Source organism: Aquimixticola soesokkakensis, assembly GCF_900172375.1.
GTDB lineage: Bacteria > Pseudomonadota > Alphaproteobacteria > Rhodobacterales > Rhodobacteraceae > Aquimixticola > Aquimixticola soesokkakensis.
The window spans coordinates 219,291-235,044 of the sequence record NZ_FWFS01000006.1 but is presented as its reverse complement, the minus strand read 5'-3'; the positions used below and the strand labels follow the sequence as shown (position 1 = coordinate 235,044).

15 protein-coding genes are annotated in these 15,754 nt (G+C 61.8%); 8 read left to right on the top strand and 7 right to left on the bottom strand.

The features are described from left to right. Positions 1-559 precede the first annotated feature (559 nt). From AQS8620_RS09515 to purQ, 3 genes are all read right to left on the bottom strand, one after another. Complete coding sequence (locus AQS8620_RS09515; RefSeq protein ID WP_085836613.1) at positions 560-1,891, bottom strand: sigma-54-dependent transcriptional regulator; 1,332 nt, start codon at positions 1,889-1,891, stop codon at positions 560-562. Between the two features lie 42 nt (positions 1,892-1,933). After that, positions 1,934-3,820, bottom strand: a complete 1,887-nt coding sequence (locus AQS8620_RS09510; protein ID WP_234990441.1) for a sensor histidine kinase — start codon at positions 3,818-3,820, stop codon at positions 1,934-1,936. 125 nt (positions 3,821-3,945) lie between these two features. Next, the gene (gene purQ / locus AQS8620_RS09505) at positions 3,946-4,614 is read right to left on the bottom strand and encodes a phosphoribosylformylglycinamidine synthase subunit PurQ (protein ID WP_085836612.1); all 669 of its coding nucleotides are present in this window, start codon (positions 4,612-4,614) and stop codon (positions 3,946-3,948) included. A 764-nt stretch (positions 4,615-5,378) separates the two neighbouring features. Between purQ and AQS8620_RS09500 the strand changes: the two genes are divergently transcribed. Continuing rightward, positions 5,379-6,479: a histidine kinase dimerization/phosphoacceptor domain -containing protein gene (locus AQS8620_RS09500; protein ID WP_159453226.1), complete on the top strand. Its 1,101-nt coding sequence runs from the start codon at positions 5,379-5,381 to the stop codon at positions 6,477-6,479. 105 nt (positions 6,480-6,584) lie between these two features. Here AQS8620_RS09500 and purS read toward each other — a convergent pair whose 3' ends face one another. Next, positions 6,585-6,812 carry a phosphoribosylformylglycinamidine synthase subunit PurS gene (gene purS / locus AQS8620_RS09495; RefSeq protein WP_085836610.1) on the bottom strand — a complete coding sequence of 76 codons (228 nt, stop codon included), beginning with the start codon at positions 6,810-6,812 and terminating at the stop codon, positions 6,585-6,587. Positions 6,813-6,864: 52 nt separating this feature from the next. Next, on the bottom strand, positions 6,865-7,626 hold the full coding sequence (gene purC, locus AQS8620_RS09490) for a phosphoribosylaminoimidazolesuccinocarboxamide synthase (protein ID WP_085836609.1): 762 nt from the start codon (positions 7,624-7,626) through the stop codon (positions 6,865-6,867). 305 nt (positions 7,627-7,931) lie between these two features. Between purC and AQS8620_RS09485 the strand changes: the two genes are divergently transcribed. The 3 genes from AQS8620_RS09485 (at position 7,932) to bmt (ending at position 11,789) form a co-directional block, all read left to right on the top strand. Continuing rightward, entirely contained in the window at positions 7,932-8,246 is a 315-nt protein-coding gene (locus AQS8620_RS09485; protein WP_085836608.1) for a DUF1476 domain-containing protein, read from the top strand. Between the two features lie 216 nt (positions 8,247-8,462). After that, positions 8,463-10,586: a phosphatidylglycerol lysyltransferase domain-containing protein gene (locus AQS8620_RS09480; RefSeq protein WP_085836607.1), complete on the top strand. Its 2,124-nt coding sequence runs from the start codon at positions 8,463-8,465 to the stop codon at positions 10,584-10,586. A 192-nt stretch (positions 10,587-10,778) separates the two neighbouring features. After that, a complete protein-coding gene (gene bmt / locus AQS8620_RS09475) occupies positions 10,779-11,789 on the top strand; it encodes a betaine--homocysteine S-methyltransferase (protein WP_085836606.1) in 1,011 nt (336 codons plus the stop codon). 57 nt (positions 11,790-11,846) lie between these two features. Here the strand turns inward: bmt and AQS8620_RS09470 are convergent, their stop codons facing one another. Then, positions 11,847-12,935, bottom strand: a complete 1,089-nt coding sequence (locus AQS8620_RS09470; protein WP_085836605.1) for a PA0069 family radical SAM protein — start codon at positions 12,933-12,935, stop codon at positions 11,847-11,849. 209 nt (positions 12,936-13,144) lie between these two features. On the opposite strand from AQS8620_RS09470, the gene AQS8620_RS09465 reads away from it, so the two are divergent. The 4 genes from AQS8620_RS09465 (at position 13,145) to AQS8620_RS09450 (ending at position 15,201) form a co-directional block, all read left to right on the top strand. Continuing rightward, positions 13,145-13,840, top strand: a complete 696-nt coding sequence (locus AQS8620_RS09465; protein WP_085836604.1) for a cobalamin B12-binding domain-containing protein — start codon at positions 13,145-13,147, stop codon at positions 13,838-13,840. Positions 13,841-14,025: 185 nt separating this feature from the next. After that, positions 14,026-14,241 carry a hypothetical protein gene (locus tag AQS8620_RS09460; RefSeq protein WP_085836603.1) on the top strand — a complete coding sequence of 72 codons (216 nt, stop codon included), beginning with the start codon at positions 14,026-14,028 and terminating at the stop codon, positions 14,239-14,241. Further along, on the top strand, positions 14,222-14,566 hold the full coding sequence (locus AQS8620_RS09455) for a YbjQ family protein (protein WP_085836602.1): 345 nt from the start codon (positions 14,222-14,224) through the stop codon (positions 14,564-14,566). Before AQS8620_RS09460 ends, AQS8620_RS09455 begins: the two co-directional genes overlap by 20 nt. Next, a complete protein-coding gene (locus tag AQS8620_RS09450; protein WP_200809610.1) occupies positions 14,566-15,201 on the top strand; it encodes a DUF1638 domain-containing protein in 636 nt (211 codons plus the stop codon). Before AQS8620_RS09455 ends, AQS8620_RS09450 begins: the two co-directional genes overlap by 1 nt. Here AQS8620_RS09450 and AQS8620_RS09445 read toward each other — a convergent pair. Then, positions 15,198-15,608: a SufE family protein gene (locus AQS8620_RS09445; protein ID WP_085836652.1), complete on the bottom strand. Its 411-nt coding sequence runs from the start codon at positions 15,606-15,608 to the stop codon at positions 15,198-15,200. The two genes, AQS8620_RS09450 and AQS8620_RS09445, sit on opposite strands and share 4 nt — an antisense overlap. Between the last annotated feature and the right edge of the window lie 146 nt (positions 15,609-15,754).

Below are 15,754 nucleotides of genomic sequence, written 5' to 3'. Positions count from 1 at the left end.
GGTTCCTGTGGTCGTCTGCGCGTGTCATCGCGGTTTTCTCCGATGCCTCTCGCCCGTCGCGCGCTGCCACATCGGGGGTCCGGCAAAGGGCCCGCATGTCGCAACGCCGCGAAAAGGCGCGACACCCATTCAGGGCTCACACAGACCACGTGACCCATCGGGGCACAGCAACCTTGCAAGCGTGTCATCAGCCGCATTCCCGAACCCGACAGGGTCCAACAGAGGCGGCACTCTCGGCCTGTGCAGATCACGGGGCGGCTCTGGGGCCTGCCAATCCGCAATCTGGACAGCGAAACTTTCATAAGGAACCGACAGCGCCGGATTCTGGCTGCAAAACCGGTCCCATAAGCAGAAACTCTAAGCGCTCGTTCACATGATTACAACAGACATGTGAAACCGCGCCATTTTGCAGTTTTGCACAAATCAGATGAACAAATACCTAACCGCCCCCGCATTTTCGCAAAAAAGGGCGCTATCTTAGCGATAGCGCCCTTTTCGCAGAGGTCACGGCCCCGATCCTAATACTGATCCTGATCCTGATCCTGATCTGGCGCGGCGCTCAGGTATAATCGGCGCGGGCCAGACCGTATTTGGCCATTTTCTCGTTCAGCGTGCGGCGCGGCAGACAGAGTTCTTCCATCACGTTGACGATGGAGCCCTTGTGACGGCGCATGGTGTTGTCGATCAACATGCGCTCGAAGGCCTCCACATATTCCTTGAGCGGCTTGCCTTCGGTGGTCATCGTCGTGTCGTTTTCTTCGCTATCGGCCATCAGCAACGACGCAATCGACCCCGAGCCGCGGCGATTTTGCAAAACGGCCCGTTCTGCGACGTTGATCAATTGGCGAATATTCCCCGGCCAGGGTGCTTGCAGCAACTGCGCGGCCTCCTGGGCGGAAATTTCCGGAGCCTCGCACCCGTATTCTTCGGAGAACTGCTGGCTCAGGCGGGTGAACAGCGTCAGGATATCCTCGCCGCGCGTGCGCAGGGGCGGCAGGACGATTTTCATCGCCGCCAGCCGGTAATAGAGATCGGGGCGCAGCGCGTTTTCGCAGGTCTTGCCCTGCTCTTGCAGGTTGCAGATCGCGATGACGCGGGTTTCGGGCGGGGTGCCCTGATCGTTCATCCAGCTCAACAGCCGCGCCTGCAAGGCCGAACTCAGCGCCTCGATATCCTCCAGCACAATCGTGCCGCCGCGCGCCTCCTCGATCAGCGGAATCACCGCCCCGTCGGGATCGGGACCAAACAGCCGCTTTGCGACCTCGTGCTCCTCGCGCCCCGCGCAGGAATAGGTGAAAAACTTGCGCCCTGCCCGCGCGCCCACGGCGTGCAGCGCATGCGCGACCAGCGTCTTGCCGGTGCCGGTTTCGCCCTCGATCAACACGTGACCGTCGGCCTGTCCGAGATCCAGAATATCCTCGCGCAGCCGTTCCATCACCGGCGACGAGCCGATGAGCTTTTTCATGATGCCGGTGCCATCGGACAGCTCGCGGCGCAGCGCGCGGTTGTCCAGCGTCAGGCGGCGCGCAGTGGTCGCCTTTTTCGCCAGTTCCGTCATGCGGTCGGGGTTAAAGGGCTTTTCGAGGAAATCGAACGCCCCGACCCGCATCGCCTCGACCGCCATCGGCACATCGCCGTGGCCGGTGATCATGATGACCGGCAGGCCACTATCAAGTGACATCAACTTTTTGAGAAACTGCATCCCGTCCATCCCCGGCATGCGGATATCGGAAATAATCGCCCCCGTGAAATCGGGGCCAAGGGATTTGAGCGCCTCCTCGGCACTGCCATAGGTCTCGGTATCGAATCCCGACAGCGCCAGCCACTGGCTGATGGATTGGCGCATGTCCTGCTCGTCATCCACGATGGCGATTTTCATAGCCGAAGCCATAGGTTACTCCTCTTTTTCTTGCGCGACAGACCCGCCCGAGCGCTATTCAGCCGCCTCGGCGTCGCGTTTCAGTAGCGGCAGTGAGACGTCGAAAACCGCCCCCGTGCCGGTGCGCGCATCGCGCGCCGTCAGCCGTCCCCCCAACTCGTTCACGATGCCCGAGGAAATGGCAAGCCCAAGACCCACCCCATCCCCCGGTGCCTTGGTGGTGTAGAAGGGTTCGAACAATTCATCGAGATTGGCGATCCCCTCGCCATTGTCGCGCACGGAAATCGTCGCCGTCTCGCCCACGGTCACCATGATTTCGACCCGCGGGTTTTCCACCGCGCGCGAGGCATCCAGCGCATTGCGCAGCAGGTTGACCAGCACCTGCTCCAGCCGCAACCGATCCCCCATCACGCGCACAGGCTCCGTGGGCAGGGTGCGCACCAGTTCAACGGTGCGCGATTTAAGCTGGGGTTCCATCATCGACAGGGCGCCATTCACGCATTCGCGCAAATCAACCGGCTGCAAACTGTCGCCCCCTTTGCGCGCATAGCTCTTTAACTGACGGGTGATCGCGCCCATGCGGTCGATCAGATCGTCAATCCGCTGAAAGGCCGCGACCGCTTCGTCGGGGCGTTTGCGTTGCAGCAGCAACCGCGCGCCCGCCAGATAGGTCTTCATCGCGGCCAGCGGTTGGTTCAACTCGTGACTGACCGCCGCCGACATTTCCCCCAAGGCCGCAAGTTTGGACGACTGCGCCAGCGTTTGCTCGGCCACTTGCAGGGATTTCTCGGCCTTTTTGCGTTCGGCCACCTCCCGCTGCAGCGCGATATTCAACTGGCGCAATTCGGCGGACTCGCGCTGAAACAGCCCCGCTTGTGACAGGGCGCGCCGCGAGCTGAGGTAAAATACCCCCGCCAGAAGGATCGCAAACCCCATGATTTCAAGCGCCAGCACCGTGTTCACCTTTTCGCGCACCGAAGCATAGGTGGTAAAAGAGGCCATGCGCCAGCCGCGAAACGGAATGCGGTTTTCAAGCCGCATCACCGCCTCGCCGCCCAGATAGGCCTCGGCAGGCAGCGCCGTCCAATCGGCTGTCACCTGCAAGGCGCGCTCGATGGCGGTGGGGGTGGCGGCATCCTTGAGCGCCTCGGCCTCGCTTTTGCCGCGCCACTGCGGCTCGGTGGAGAGGATGATCATGCCTTCGGAATTGGTGACGATCACCGCATCGGAAATACCCAGCCAGCTGCGTTCGAATTTCGCCAGATCGACCTCGACCACGATGACACCGGCAAAGGTGTTGTTGATGTCGATCTTGCGCGAATAGGTGAAATCATAGCCCCCCGACTCGCGCGGGCTGACTTTGAAAATCGTGTCGTTGGTGCGCAGCGCGTCGATGAAGTACCCATCCGCCGCATGCGTTTCGCCCAAACGCTCGCGCCCCGTGGAGGCGACGACCTTGCCGCTGGTGTCGAGCAGCAAGATCCCCGCCGCGCCGATTTCATCGACATAGGAAATCAGCCATTGCGAGGTCTGGGAATAATCGTTGGAATTAAGCGCGCCGATCAACGCCGGGTCGCGCGACAAAAGGATCGGCACGATGGCGTTTCGCTGCAATTCACTCAGCAAGTTGCCCGAATAGAGCGCCTGTCGCACCTCCGAGCGGTTGCGCGTGAGGATCGTGTAGCGCTCTGTCAAAAACAGGTTCGTCACCCAGACCACGGCAACCGCCACCAGCACAAACACCCCGATCGAGGCGCGCCCGACCCATGTCAGCGCGGTGGGTTGGGCCTGATTTTGGGCCGGATTGTGGGCGCTTGACGATTTGGGCTTCGCGCTCGCACCCTCGATCGGAGCCTTCGCCTGCGCGCCCCCGTCAGACCCTCGGGGTCGCTGCGTAGATGATGCACCCATGCCGGTGCGCGCCTGTTCGCTTTCGCTCATGCGCGCAATCTACTGCGCGGGCATAGGCGGCTCAAGGGCTGCGCGCAGGGCGCAACCGGCACTCGGCAAAAGCGCGCTCATTTCCCGCGCAGCGCTGTCATCGCACCACTGGTCAAAGCGGCCTGTCAGGCGGGGATAATCGCCGACACGAGACCGGCGAAAAAGCCCTTGCCGTCGGTGTTTCCCTGACTGGCTTCTGCCGCGCGCTCGGGGTGGGGCATCATGCCCAACACACGGCGGTTGGCGCTGAGGATTCCCGCGATGTCGCCTGTCGAGCCGTTGGGGTTGGCGCCATAGCGAAACGCGACGCGATCCTCGCCTTCCAGCATCGCCACCGTTTCGGCATCGGCGGTAAAATTGCCATCGTGATGCGCGATGGGAATGTTGATCGTCGCGCCCTTTTCGTAGGCAGAGGTATAGGCGCTATCGGTGGTGGCCACCGTCAAGGGCACGGTGCGGCAGATATATTTGAGATGGGCGTTGCGCAGCAAGGCGCCGGGCAACAAGCGGGCCTCGGTGAGCACCTGAAAGCCGTTGCACACGCCAAACACATAGCCGCCGCGCGCCGCATGGGCCTTGAGGGCGTTGGTCACGGGAGAATTGGCGGCAATCGCCCCGCAGCGCAGGTAGTCGCCATAGGAAAACCCGCCCGGAACCCCGACGACATCGACACCCGCAGGCAGCTCGGCATCCTTGTGCCAGACCATCGTCACCTCGGCCCCCGCGTTTTCCAGCGCAACGGCCATATCGCGGTCGCAGTTCGATCCGGGGAACACGATGACAGCTGCTTTCACGGGGAGTCTCCAAGATGCAGGGCGCATGGTCCGCCAGACGGCCACGCCAAGGGAAAGGGAACGGGCCGATACGACACAGCCCTCTTGGCTGTGCGGCATAAAGCACCGCGCAGATCGTTTCAAGATGGAACACGGGCACGCCGCCCTCGACCAAGGCAACGACAAGGGCGGCGCACGACCCCGCCACATTCGCGCGACATTCCCGCCGCGCCCCAGTGCAACCCACTGCAACCCAGTGCAACCCACTGCAACTCGGCGCGCCCCGATGCACTGCGGCGCCCTCCCGCCGACGCAACGTGACAATTTTCATCAAAATGGTAATTTTTTTAATATGTCTTTTTACATACTATTTTCAAAGTCACGCTCCGGCCCTGCCCCAGAGCGGCAGCGGCGCAGCCAAAGCCCTAGCTCAAAGCCCCAATCTACCTTGGCCGCGATGCTTTTTGACACTCCTTCAACCCATAGGAGGCTGGTTTCGCGGCATGTCACAGGACATAGCGCTGCGCTTTTGCACAAGCGCTCTGCGCAATCGGGCGCTGCAAATCCACGGTTTGGGATGGACAGTTCGTCGCAGTGCCCCTAAATTTTGCACGTCCAGCTTTGCTCTGAGGCGTAGGACAACCCGCCCTGATTGCACCTGCTACAGTCGTTCCTGGCGTGGAAAACCTTGCTCTTGGACAGTTACTGGTTCGAATGTTGCGCCCCGACCAATAAGGCCGCAACAAAACTATTCCCTCCCTCTTTGTTCAGGGACGCTATTGAGAATGAATACGATCATCGTGACGCCAGACCCTTCGCCGCTACCGCCGGTAGCAGAACGTTCCGAATTCGACGGGCTGGGCCTGATCGACGGTAAGCCGCTGGACGAATTTGACATGATCGCATCGCTCCTGAGCGAAATTTGCGAACGCCCGACCTCATTTGTCAGCTTTATCGCCGATGACACCCAATGGTTCAAAGCGACCTGCGGCATGGATCAAACCAGCAATCCGCTCAGCGAATCCGTCTGCGCCCATGTGTTCAACGGTCCCGATCTGGTCGAAATCGAGGATCTCGCGCTCGACATGCGCACCGCCCATCTGTCGCCCGTTACCGAATGGAAAATGCGCTTTTACGCAGGCGTGCCGATGTATTCGCCCGACGGAAAGTTGATGGGGGCGGTCTGCGTTCTGGACGACAAGCCCGGAAAACTGACGCAATTGCAGCGCCACACGCTCTATGTGATGGCCAAACAGGTCCAGAACGCCATCGAGCTGCGCAAAAGCCTGCATCTGGCAGAAACCCTGCGCCAGGAAGTCGATCACCGCGTGAAAAATTCGCTTCAATCCATTTCCGCCCTGACCCGCATCCAGGCGCGCTCGGCCAAACAGCCCGAGACCCGCGCCGCGTTGCAAAAGGTTCAAAGCCGCATCGAAATGGTCGCCGCCCTGCACCAGCAGCTGTATCAGTCAAGCGCGGTAAACACCGTGGACCTCGCGGATTTCGGGGCGAAAGTGGCGCGCATCCTGCAACACACCTGCCCCGAACACGTGAAAGTCGTCGCAAAATTCACCCCCGTGGATGTGACGTCGCAAGAAGCCTCGGCGCTTGGGGTGGTCTTGAACGAATTCGTCGCCAACAGCAGCAAGCACGCCTTTCCCGACCCCCAAAAACCCGGCAAGATTTCCCTCACGGGCGACCTTGAGGACGATGGCACGCTGGTCGTGACCCTGCGCGATGACGGCATCGGCATGCCCGAACATGTCGAACATCACGGGCTGGGGTTTCAGGTCATCGAAGCCTCGGTATCACAGCTTGCGGGCGAGATGCAGGTGCTTGACCTCGATCAGGGCTATGGCGTGCGCCTGCGCATTCCACGGCGGTAAACCTGCCGCCCCCTGCGGCGCTATCCGCCTCAAGCCCTTACGTTGACATGAAAAAGGCCGCCCCAAGGGACGGCCTTCTTTCAGTTCAGATCACAAGTCGCGCCCTCAAAGCTCGATGCGATAGCTTTCGATCACCGTATTGGCGAGCAGCTTTTCGCACATCTCCTTGACGGTCTCTTCAGAGGTGCCTTCAGCCAGATCCAGCTCGATCACCTTGCCCTGACGCACGCCTTGCACACCATCAAAACCAAGCGCGCCAAGCGCATGGCGCACGGCTTCGCCTTGGGGGTCGAGAACGCCATTCTTGAGCATGACAAATACACGGGCTTTCATGGTCGCAGACTTCCTTTTTCGTCTTTTATAGCTTGGGCACCAACAGGGGCACTCAGTTGATCAGCGTCGGTTTCGTCGCATGGGTCACATTGGTGGGCAACACGCCAAGGCGGCGCGCCACCTCGGTGTAGGCATCGGCCAGATTGCCCAGATCGCGGCGGAACACATCCTTGTCCAGCTTCTGGCCGGTTTCGATGTCCCACAGGCGACAGCTGTCGGGGCTGATTTCATCGGCCACGATCAGACGCATGTAATCATTGTCCCACACACGGCCGATTTCGATTTTGAAATCGACCAGCTTGATGCCGACGCCATACATGACACCGGCGAGGAAATCATTGACCCGCAGCGCCAGCGCCACGATGTCGTCCATGTCCTGCTGGGTCGCCCAGCCAAAGGCGATGATATATTCCTCGGGCACCAGCGGATCGCCGAGCTTGTCGTCCTTGTAGGAGAACTCGATAATCGGGCGGGGCAATTGCGTGCCCTCTTCCATGCCCAGCCGTTTGGCCATGGAGCCTGCCGCGAAGTTGCGCACGATCACTTCGAGGGGGATGATTTCCACCTGACGGATCAGCTGCTCGCGCATGTTGAGCCGTTTGATAAAGTGGTTGGGCACGCCGACATTGGTCAGGCCGGTCATAAAGAACTCGGACAGGCGGTTGTTCAGCACGCCTTTTCCTTCAATCGTTGCCTTCTTTTCGGCATTGAAAGCGGTCGCGTCGTCCTTGAAATACTGCACATAGGTGCCCGGCTCGGGACCTTCGTACAGAATTTTGGCCTTGCCTTCGTAAATTTTATTGCGCCGTGCCATGTGGTCTCCGGTATCCAGCCCCGCGGGCTTCTTGCACGTATCCTTGGGGATACGGTGGGAATGGGAAAAGGGCCGCGCGCGCGACCCATTACCTGCGTCCTATATGCCAAGCGTGCGGCCCTCGCAAGTGGGCGTGGGCGGCTGTCGGGCTTTGCGCAACGCGAGAGGCATAAACACGGCGCTGTCATCGCCCTCCACTGCCCATCCACCGGCCATCCACCGGCAAGTCAGCGGCGCGGTGCGGACTTGTCCTTGGCCAATTGCGCTACCATATTGAAGACAACGCAAAAATGAGGAGCCTCACCATGTCCACCTTCGACGACCGCGCCAATGCTTTTGAAAACAAATTCGCCCATGACGCTGAAATGCAGTTCAAGGCCGAAGCCCGCGCCAACAAGATCGCGGGCCTTTGGGCGGCAGGGCTTTTGGGCAAAACCGGCGACGAGGCTCAGGCCTATGCGCGCGAGGTGATCAAATCCGACTTTGAAGAAGCGGGATCGGAAGATGTCTACCGCAAACTCGCCGCCGATCTGGGCGACAAGGCCGACGAGGCCACGATCCGTGCGAAAATGGCCCAAAGCGCAGTGCAAGCCAAAGCCGAGCTGATCGACGAGGCCTAAAGCCCGCGCCACCGCGACACGAAAGGCGCTTTGGACCCAAAGCGCCTTTTTTGCGCGCGCCTTGCAAAAGACCGCAAAATGCGCGTGCAAAAGTTTGATTTTACTTAAAACTCACGCAATTTTCGCGCCGCCCTGCCGCCCTGCGTTAAGGAATTTTTCGCGCCGCCGCGCCTAAAATCCCCTCTCAACCGAGGGGAACGGGCGAGGGATTTTTGCATGGACAGCACCGGACAACACCGCGCCAGCGCGCGCGCTGACACGGCCGCGGCGCCTGAGGCCGCGCACGCCCCGAACATTGCGTCCAAAGCTGCGCCGTCGCGCCTCTGGATCAAGGCGGCACGCGGCATTGCCTTGCGACAGGCCTTGCCGTTGATCCTTGCTCTGGGCGTGGCGCTGTTGCTGGCCGACCGCCTTGCCCATGTCGATCTCGCCAAGGTGCGCGCCGCGATGGCCACGGTCAGCGCCCGCCAATGGGCTCTGGCTGCGGTGACGGCGGCGATCAGCCTTGCCGCGGCCAGTCGCTATGATGCGGTGATGCACCGCCAGCTGGGCACGGGTATTTCGATGCGCGCGGCCCATAAATCGGGCTTTGTCGCCATTGCCCTGTCGCAAGCGCTGGGGTTCGGGGCGGTCACCGGCGCGGTGATGCGCTGGCGCATGTTGCGCGAATGGGGGTTCTGGCAATCCATCCGCTTTTCCGCCGCTGTCGCGTTGAGTTTCATCGCAGGCTGGGCCGTGGTGGCGGGCGCTTTGGCGCTGATCTCGCATGTTGAGCTGGTCTGGGCCAAAAGCCTGGCCTTTGCCGCGCTCACGCTGTTTGGCGCGATGGTGGCGATCTCGATCTGGCCACCGGCGGCGCTGGCCCGCCTGCCCCTGCCCTCGGTGCGCGCCCTGATGGCGGTGATCGGTCTGGCGGCGGTGGACACGATTTTTGCAGGTCTGACGCTCTACATCCTGATGCCGCCTGCGCTGTCGATCGGCATTGTGCACCTTGTGACCACCTATGTTTTTGCTCTGGGTGCTGGGCTTTTGGGCAATACGCCGGGGGGGATCGGCCCCTTCGAAGTCACGCTGATGACGCTGTTGCCGACTGTGGCGACCGAAACGCTTTTGGCGGGGGTCGTTGCGTTCCGCCTGCTGTATTACGCGCTGCCCGCCTGCATTGCGGCGATCCTTGCGCTGATCGGGCCGCGCGCCTCGGCGCGCTGTGACCGCCCGCATCTGGCCCCTGCCCCGCGCTCGCCCTTCCTGCCGCCCCGTATCGAGGCCCAGCTTTACGCCTCCAAACGGGCAGAGGTGAACCTGCTGCGCGCGCGCGAATTTTCCCTGCTGACGGGCAGCGACGCGCGCGCACTCGGACTTGCCGCCCCCGTCGGCCAGACCCTGGTGATGCTGTCGGACCCGATTGACGCGGCGGCCTGCCGCACCGAAATCCGCACGGCACTGGCCACAGCCGCCAAAACCCGGTTTCGCATGCCCGCCCTCTACAAGGTCGGCAATCGCATGGCCCTGTCGGCGCGCCAGGCCGGCTGGAAGGTTGTGCCGATTGCCCGTGAGGCCTGGCTTGCCCCTGCGACCTTCAGCCCCGAGGGGCCGCAGCGGCGGCAATTGCGCCGCCTTTTGGCCAAGGCCGAAAAATCCGGTCTCACCATCACACAGGCCCCGCGCGACCTGCCTCTGGCCGACATGAGCGGCGTTGCGGCGGAATGGAAAAAGACCCGCGGCGGCGAGCGCGGATTTTCGATGGGCACGTGGTGCCCCGATTACGCCGCCTGTCAGCGGGTGTTTCTGGGCTATGTCGAGGACCGGCTGGTGGCCTTTGTCAGTTTTCACGAGACCCGGAACGAATGGACCCTCGATCTGATGCGCAGCGCCGATACGGCCCCCGATGGCACGATGCAGGCGCTGATCACCCATGCGATTTGCGCCGCCCGCACCCATGGTTGCCCGCGGGTCTCGCTGGCCGCGACGCCGTGGGACGGGGTGGATGCCAATCCTGTCCTTGCGCGGATACGTCAGAAATTTCTCAACAAATCCAATGCCGCAGGGCTGAAGCGCTTCAAAGCCGCCTTTGCCCCCAATTGGGAAACGCTGTATATCTGCGCGCCAAATACGCTGGCCCTCGCGGTGGCCTCTGTCGATATTTTGCGCCGTGTCACGGCCCGGGCCCGTCATCCCGACGCGCCGATCTTCGCGCGGCGCAAAGCCGGGCCAGCGCCCACCCCGCAAAGCTTTCCGCCGCTTGATCCTGTCGGACGTGGTCCCCAAGACCAGATCGCGCAATGGGGTCTGCCGCCCGACAGTCCGCCACAAGAAGACAGCGACACGCAAGCCGCCTGACCCACGCCGCCTGACCCACGCCGCTGCGCGCGCCTGTCGCAGCGTTCTTCATAATCTTCATGACGATTATGAATTTGCACCCGCGCGCGATGCGTGGCAGGTGACAGAAAACCCGCCGCATCGCCGTGCTGCGGGCCCTTCCCTTTTGTCCGCACGTATCGCGCGTGTGGCCCAACCGAAAATGAGGCTGACATGTCCGACGCGCTTTCCAAACTTCTTGCCACCCGCGACTGGCTGATGGCCGATGGGGCCACAGGTACCACCTTGTTCAACATGGGGCTGCAGTCGGGCGATGCGCCGGAGTTCTGGAACGTCGACGAAATCGCCAAGATCACCGCCCTCTACAAAGGGGCCGTGGATGCGGGATCGGATATTTTCCTCACCAATACCTTTGGCGGCAATGCCTCGCGCCTCAAACTGCATGACGCGCAAAACCGTGTGCGCGAATTGAACCGCGCGGGCGCGGAGATCGGCCGCGAGGTGGCAGACAAAGCGGGCCGCCCCGTGATCGTTGCAGGCTCGGTCGGCCCGACGGGCGACATCATGGCTCCGATGGGCACCTTGACCCATGAACTGGCCGTGGAAATGTTCCACGAACAAGCCGAGGGCCTGAAAGAAGGCGGCGCGGATGTGCTTTGGGTCGAAACGATTTCGGCCCCCGAAGAATTCAAAGCTGCCGCCGAAGCCTTTCGCCTGGCCGATATGCCGTGGTGCGGCACCATGAGCTTTGACACCGCCGGCCGCTCCATGATGGGCGTTACCTCAGCGGAACTGGCGAATATGGTTGAGAAAATCCCCAACGGCCCGCTGGCCTATGGCGCGAATTGCGGCGTGGGCTCGTCGGACCTGCTGCGCACGGTCCTGGGCTTTTCCGGTCAGGGCCACGCGCGCCCGATCATCGCCAAGGGCAACGCCGGCATCCCCAAATACCACGAGGGCCACATCCACTACGACGGCACGCCCGAGCTGATGGCCGATTACGCCTGCATGGCGCGCGACAGCGGCGCGACGATCATCGGCGGCTGCTGCGGCACCACGCCCGAACACCTGTCGGCCATGCGCGAGGCGCTTGAAACCCGTCCGCGCGGCGAAAAGCCGACCCTGGACGAGATCGCCGCCAAACTCGGCGGGTTTTCTTCCGAAAGCGATGGCACCGACAACAAAGGCCCTTCGGCGCGCGGGCGCACGGGGCGGCGTCGCTAAGACAGGCAGGGATCAGACAAAGAGGGCCGCGCGCGACACCGTTGCGGCCCTGTTTCGTTAGAAAAGAGACAGTTGGTCGCCCTTGCGTTCGGGGCAGGCAAAAAGTGCCGATGTGAGCTTGGGCAAGCTGTCCTCGAACCCCAGACGGGTTGTCGCGATCTCGAACCGTTTGCCGATCAGCTCTGCGAATTCGCCTTCCCCGCGCATCCGCTTGCCCCAATTGGCCGCATAGTCCTTGCCGCCGTGCATTTCGCGAATGCGGCGCATGACCTTTTCCTTGCGCTCGGGCACATGGGTCGCGAGCCAGTCTTGAAACAATTGCGACACTTCCAGCGGCAAGCGCAGCATGATCCAACTGGCCGCCCGCGCGCCCGCACCGCGCGCCGCGCCCAGGATCGCCTCAAGTTCGTGATCGCTCAGACCGGGGATCACGGGGGCCACCATGACCCGCACCGGAATGCCCGCATCGGCCAACATGCGGATGGTTTTCAAACGGCGCGCGGGCGTGGGGGCGCGCGGTTCCAACTGGCGCGACAGGGTCGTGCCAAGCGTGGTCAGCGAAATCCCGACATTCAACAAGCCGCGCCGCGCCATTGGCGCAAGCAGGTCCAGATCGCGTTCGATCAACGTGCCCTTGGTGGTGATCATCAGCGGATGATTGTAATCCGACAGCACCTGCACAATCGCGCGCATCGTCTTTTCGCGGGCTTCAACCGGTTGATAGGGATCGGTATTCGTGCCGATGGCAATCGGTGCGACCGCGTAATTGGGGTGGCGCAACTCACGCTCGAGCTGGGCGGCAACATTGGTTTTGGCCACCAGCCGCGTTTCGAAATCAAGCCCCGCCGAAAGGCCCAACCACGCATGGGTTGGCCGCGCAAAGCAATAGGTGCAGCCATGCTCGCACCCGCGATAGGGGTTGATCGAGCGGTCAAAGGGGATATCGGGCGAGCTGTTGCGGGTGATCACGCGGCGCGGCTCCTCGCGCGCCAAAGTCGTGCGCACCACCCCGCCCTCATAGGGAATATCCCAGCCGTCGCTCGCAAAACTGCGCGTCAACTGTTCAAAACGCGGGGTCTCATTGGTGCTTGCGCCGCGCGCGCGCATCTCTAGACCAAGGGGGAGGCTCGATTCTGCGTGTTCCATGCCGCAAGGTTAGAACGAAATAGGAACACTCGCCAGAGGGGTTTGAAACTTTGGCGCAAAATTCCTGATCTCAAGCCGCTTTTTCCCTGTGTTTCGGGTGCAAACCATTGCCCTGAGACGGAATTTATCGCATATCTCGCACAAGCACCGCTTTGGCGGCGAAACACCGCTGCGCTGGCATTTTAGCTGGCGGCTCAGGAGACCTTCCCATGTCCGACGATGATGATCTGATCCTTTCCGACCTGAACGACGACGAGCTTGTCGACCAGATGAAAGACGACCTCTACGACGGGATGAAAGAGGAAATCGAGGAGGCGGTGCGCATTCTTTTGGAACGCAACTGGACGCCCTATGACATCCTGACCAAATCGCTGGTCGCGGGCATGCAGATCGTCGGCGATGATTTTCGCGACGGTATCCTGTTCGTCCCCGAAGTGCTGCTGGCCGCCAATGCGATGAAGGGCGGCATGGCCATCCTAAAACCGCTTCTGGTCGAAACTGGGGCGCCCAAGATGGGCAAAATGGTCATCGGCACGGTCAAGGGCGATATCCATGACATCGGCAAGAACCTGGTTGCGATGATGATGGAAGGCGCGGGTTTCGAGATCGTCGATCTTGGCATCAACAACCCCGCCGAGGATTACATCGGCGCGCTGCAATCCGAAGACGCACAGATCCTGGGCATGTCTGCCCTGCTCACAACGACCATGCCCTACATGAAGGTTGTGATCGATCAGCTTACCGAAATGGGCAAGCGCGACGACTACATCGTGCTGGTCGGCGGTGCCCCGCTGAACGCAGAATTCGGCAAGGCCATCGGCGCAGACGCCTATTGCGATGACGCCGCGATAGCGGTGCAAACCGCCAAGGAACTGATGGCGCGCAAGCATAACGTCGCGGGCTGAGAGGCCCCTGGGCGCAACGGGCCGGGCCTGTGTGCGTTGGAGCTCAAGCCCGTTCCAAAGCCCCGTCTTCAAGCCCTGCACACGGACCTTATAGACGGGCCTTATAAACGGGCCGCGCAGATGGGCCTTGCAGATGGGCCAGAACATCCCCATTTCATGAGGATGATGTCACATCGGAGCCCCACATGCCGCTTGACCGTTTCGTTCTGATCCTGATCGTCGTCATCGTTGCAGCGGGCGCAAGCATCTGGGTCGCGTCGCTGATCACCGTGACGCTCACCACACCCTTTGCGCTATTGGTGATGATCCCCACGGGACTCGTCGCCTATGTTGTGTTGCGGGTGATCGAGGAGCGTGTGACCAGCAAAGAGGACAGCCACTATGACCGCATCCAAAAGTAACCTTGTGATCGCGACCTCCGAAACGGTCGCCGGTTTCGAGATCGTGCAAACGCTTGGCCTTGTGCGCGGCTCCACCGTGCGCGCCAAACACATCGGCTCCGATATCGTGGCCTCGCTGCGCAATCTCGTCGGCGGCGAGGTAAAAGAATACGCCTCCCTGCTTGCGGGCGCACGCGAACAGGCGATGGACCGGATGCTGGCCGAAGCCCAAGCCATGGGCGCGGATGCGGTGGTCGCCGTGCGGATGCAAACCTCGGCCATCCAACAAACCGCCTCCGAAGTGCTGTGCTACGGCACGGCGGTGAAACTTGCGCCCAAAGCCTGATGCACCTGCCCGCTGACGATATCTTGCGCGACACAGGCTATGTTGCGGGCAGTGCGCAGCCGTCGGTTCTGGTGATCGCCTGCGGGGCTTTGGCGCGCGAAATTCTGGCGCTGATCGCGGTGAACGGCTGGTCGCATGTCCGCCTGACCTGCCTTCCCGCCATCCTCCACAACCACCCGAACAAAATAACGCAAGCCGTTGAGGACGCAGTACAAACCCATGCGCGCGACGGCTTGGAAATCTTCGTAGCCTACGCCGATTGCGGCACCGGCGGTGACTTGGCCAAAGCCTGCGCGCGGATGGGGGTCAAGATGATCGCAGGCCCCCATTGCTATGCGTTTTTCGACGGGCTGACCGCCTTTGCGGCGCGCGACGAGGTCACAAGTTTCTACCTCACCGACTTCCTCGCCCGCCAGTTTGACGCCTTTGTCTGGCAGCCGCTTGGCCTTGACCGCCACCCGCAGCTTTTGGACATGTATTTCGGCAATTACGAAAAACTGGTCTATCTGGCCCAGTCCGAAGACGCCGCTCTGACCGCGCAGGCACAGGCCGCAGCGGCGCGACTGGGCCTCGCCTTCGAGCGGCGCTTTACCGGCTACGGCGACCTGTCGCGCGCGCTGGAAGCCGCAATTTAGGCGTTACCCGCCGCAAAGGCGCGGATGCGCTCGATCATCGCGCGCACCCCGTTCGACCGCTGCGCGGAGAGGTGATCCGACAGGCCGATGCGCGTGAGTTCCGCTTGCGCATCCACCTTCAGAACCTCATCCGGCGTCAGCCCCGCATAGAGCGCATGCAGCACCGCAATCAGGCCGCGCACGATCATCGCGTCACTTTCGCCTGCAAAATCAAAGGCCCCCGCGTCGATGCGCGGCACGATCCAGACCTGAGAGGCACAGCCCTCGACCTTGGTGGCGGGGACTTTGAGCGCCTCGGGCAGCGGGGGAAACGCCTTGCCTATCTCGATCACATGGCGATAGCGATCTTCCCAATCGTCAAGAAAATCAAACGTGTCGGCAAGGTCGTCAAATGCTTCGGTGGCCATGGTGATCTCCGCCGCTTGCGCGGGTTGTCGTGAAAACTCCCCCGTCATGTAAGGCGCAGAGCCGCGCGCGTCCAGCCCGCGCCAGCTCAGGCTTTTCAAGCCGCGCGCAATGGGCTAGGCAAAGACAAAGCTTTCGGGGAGTGAAA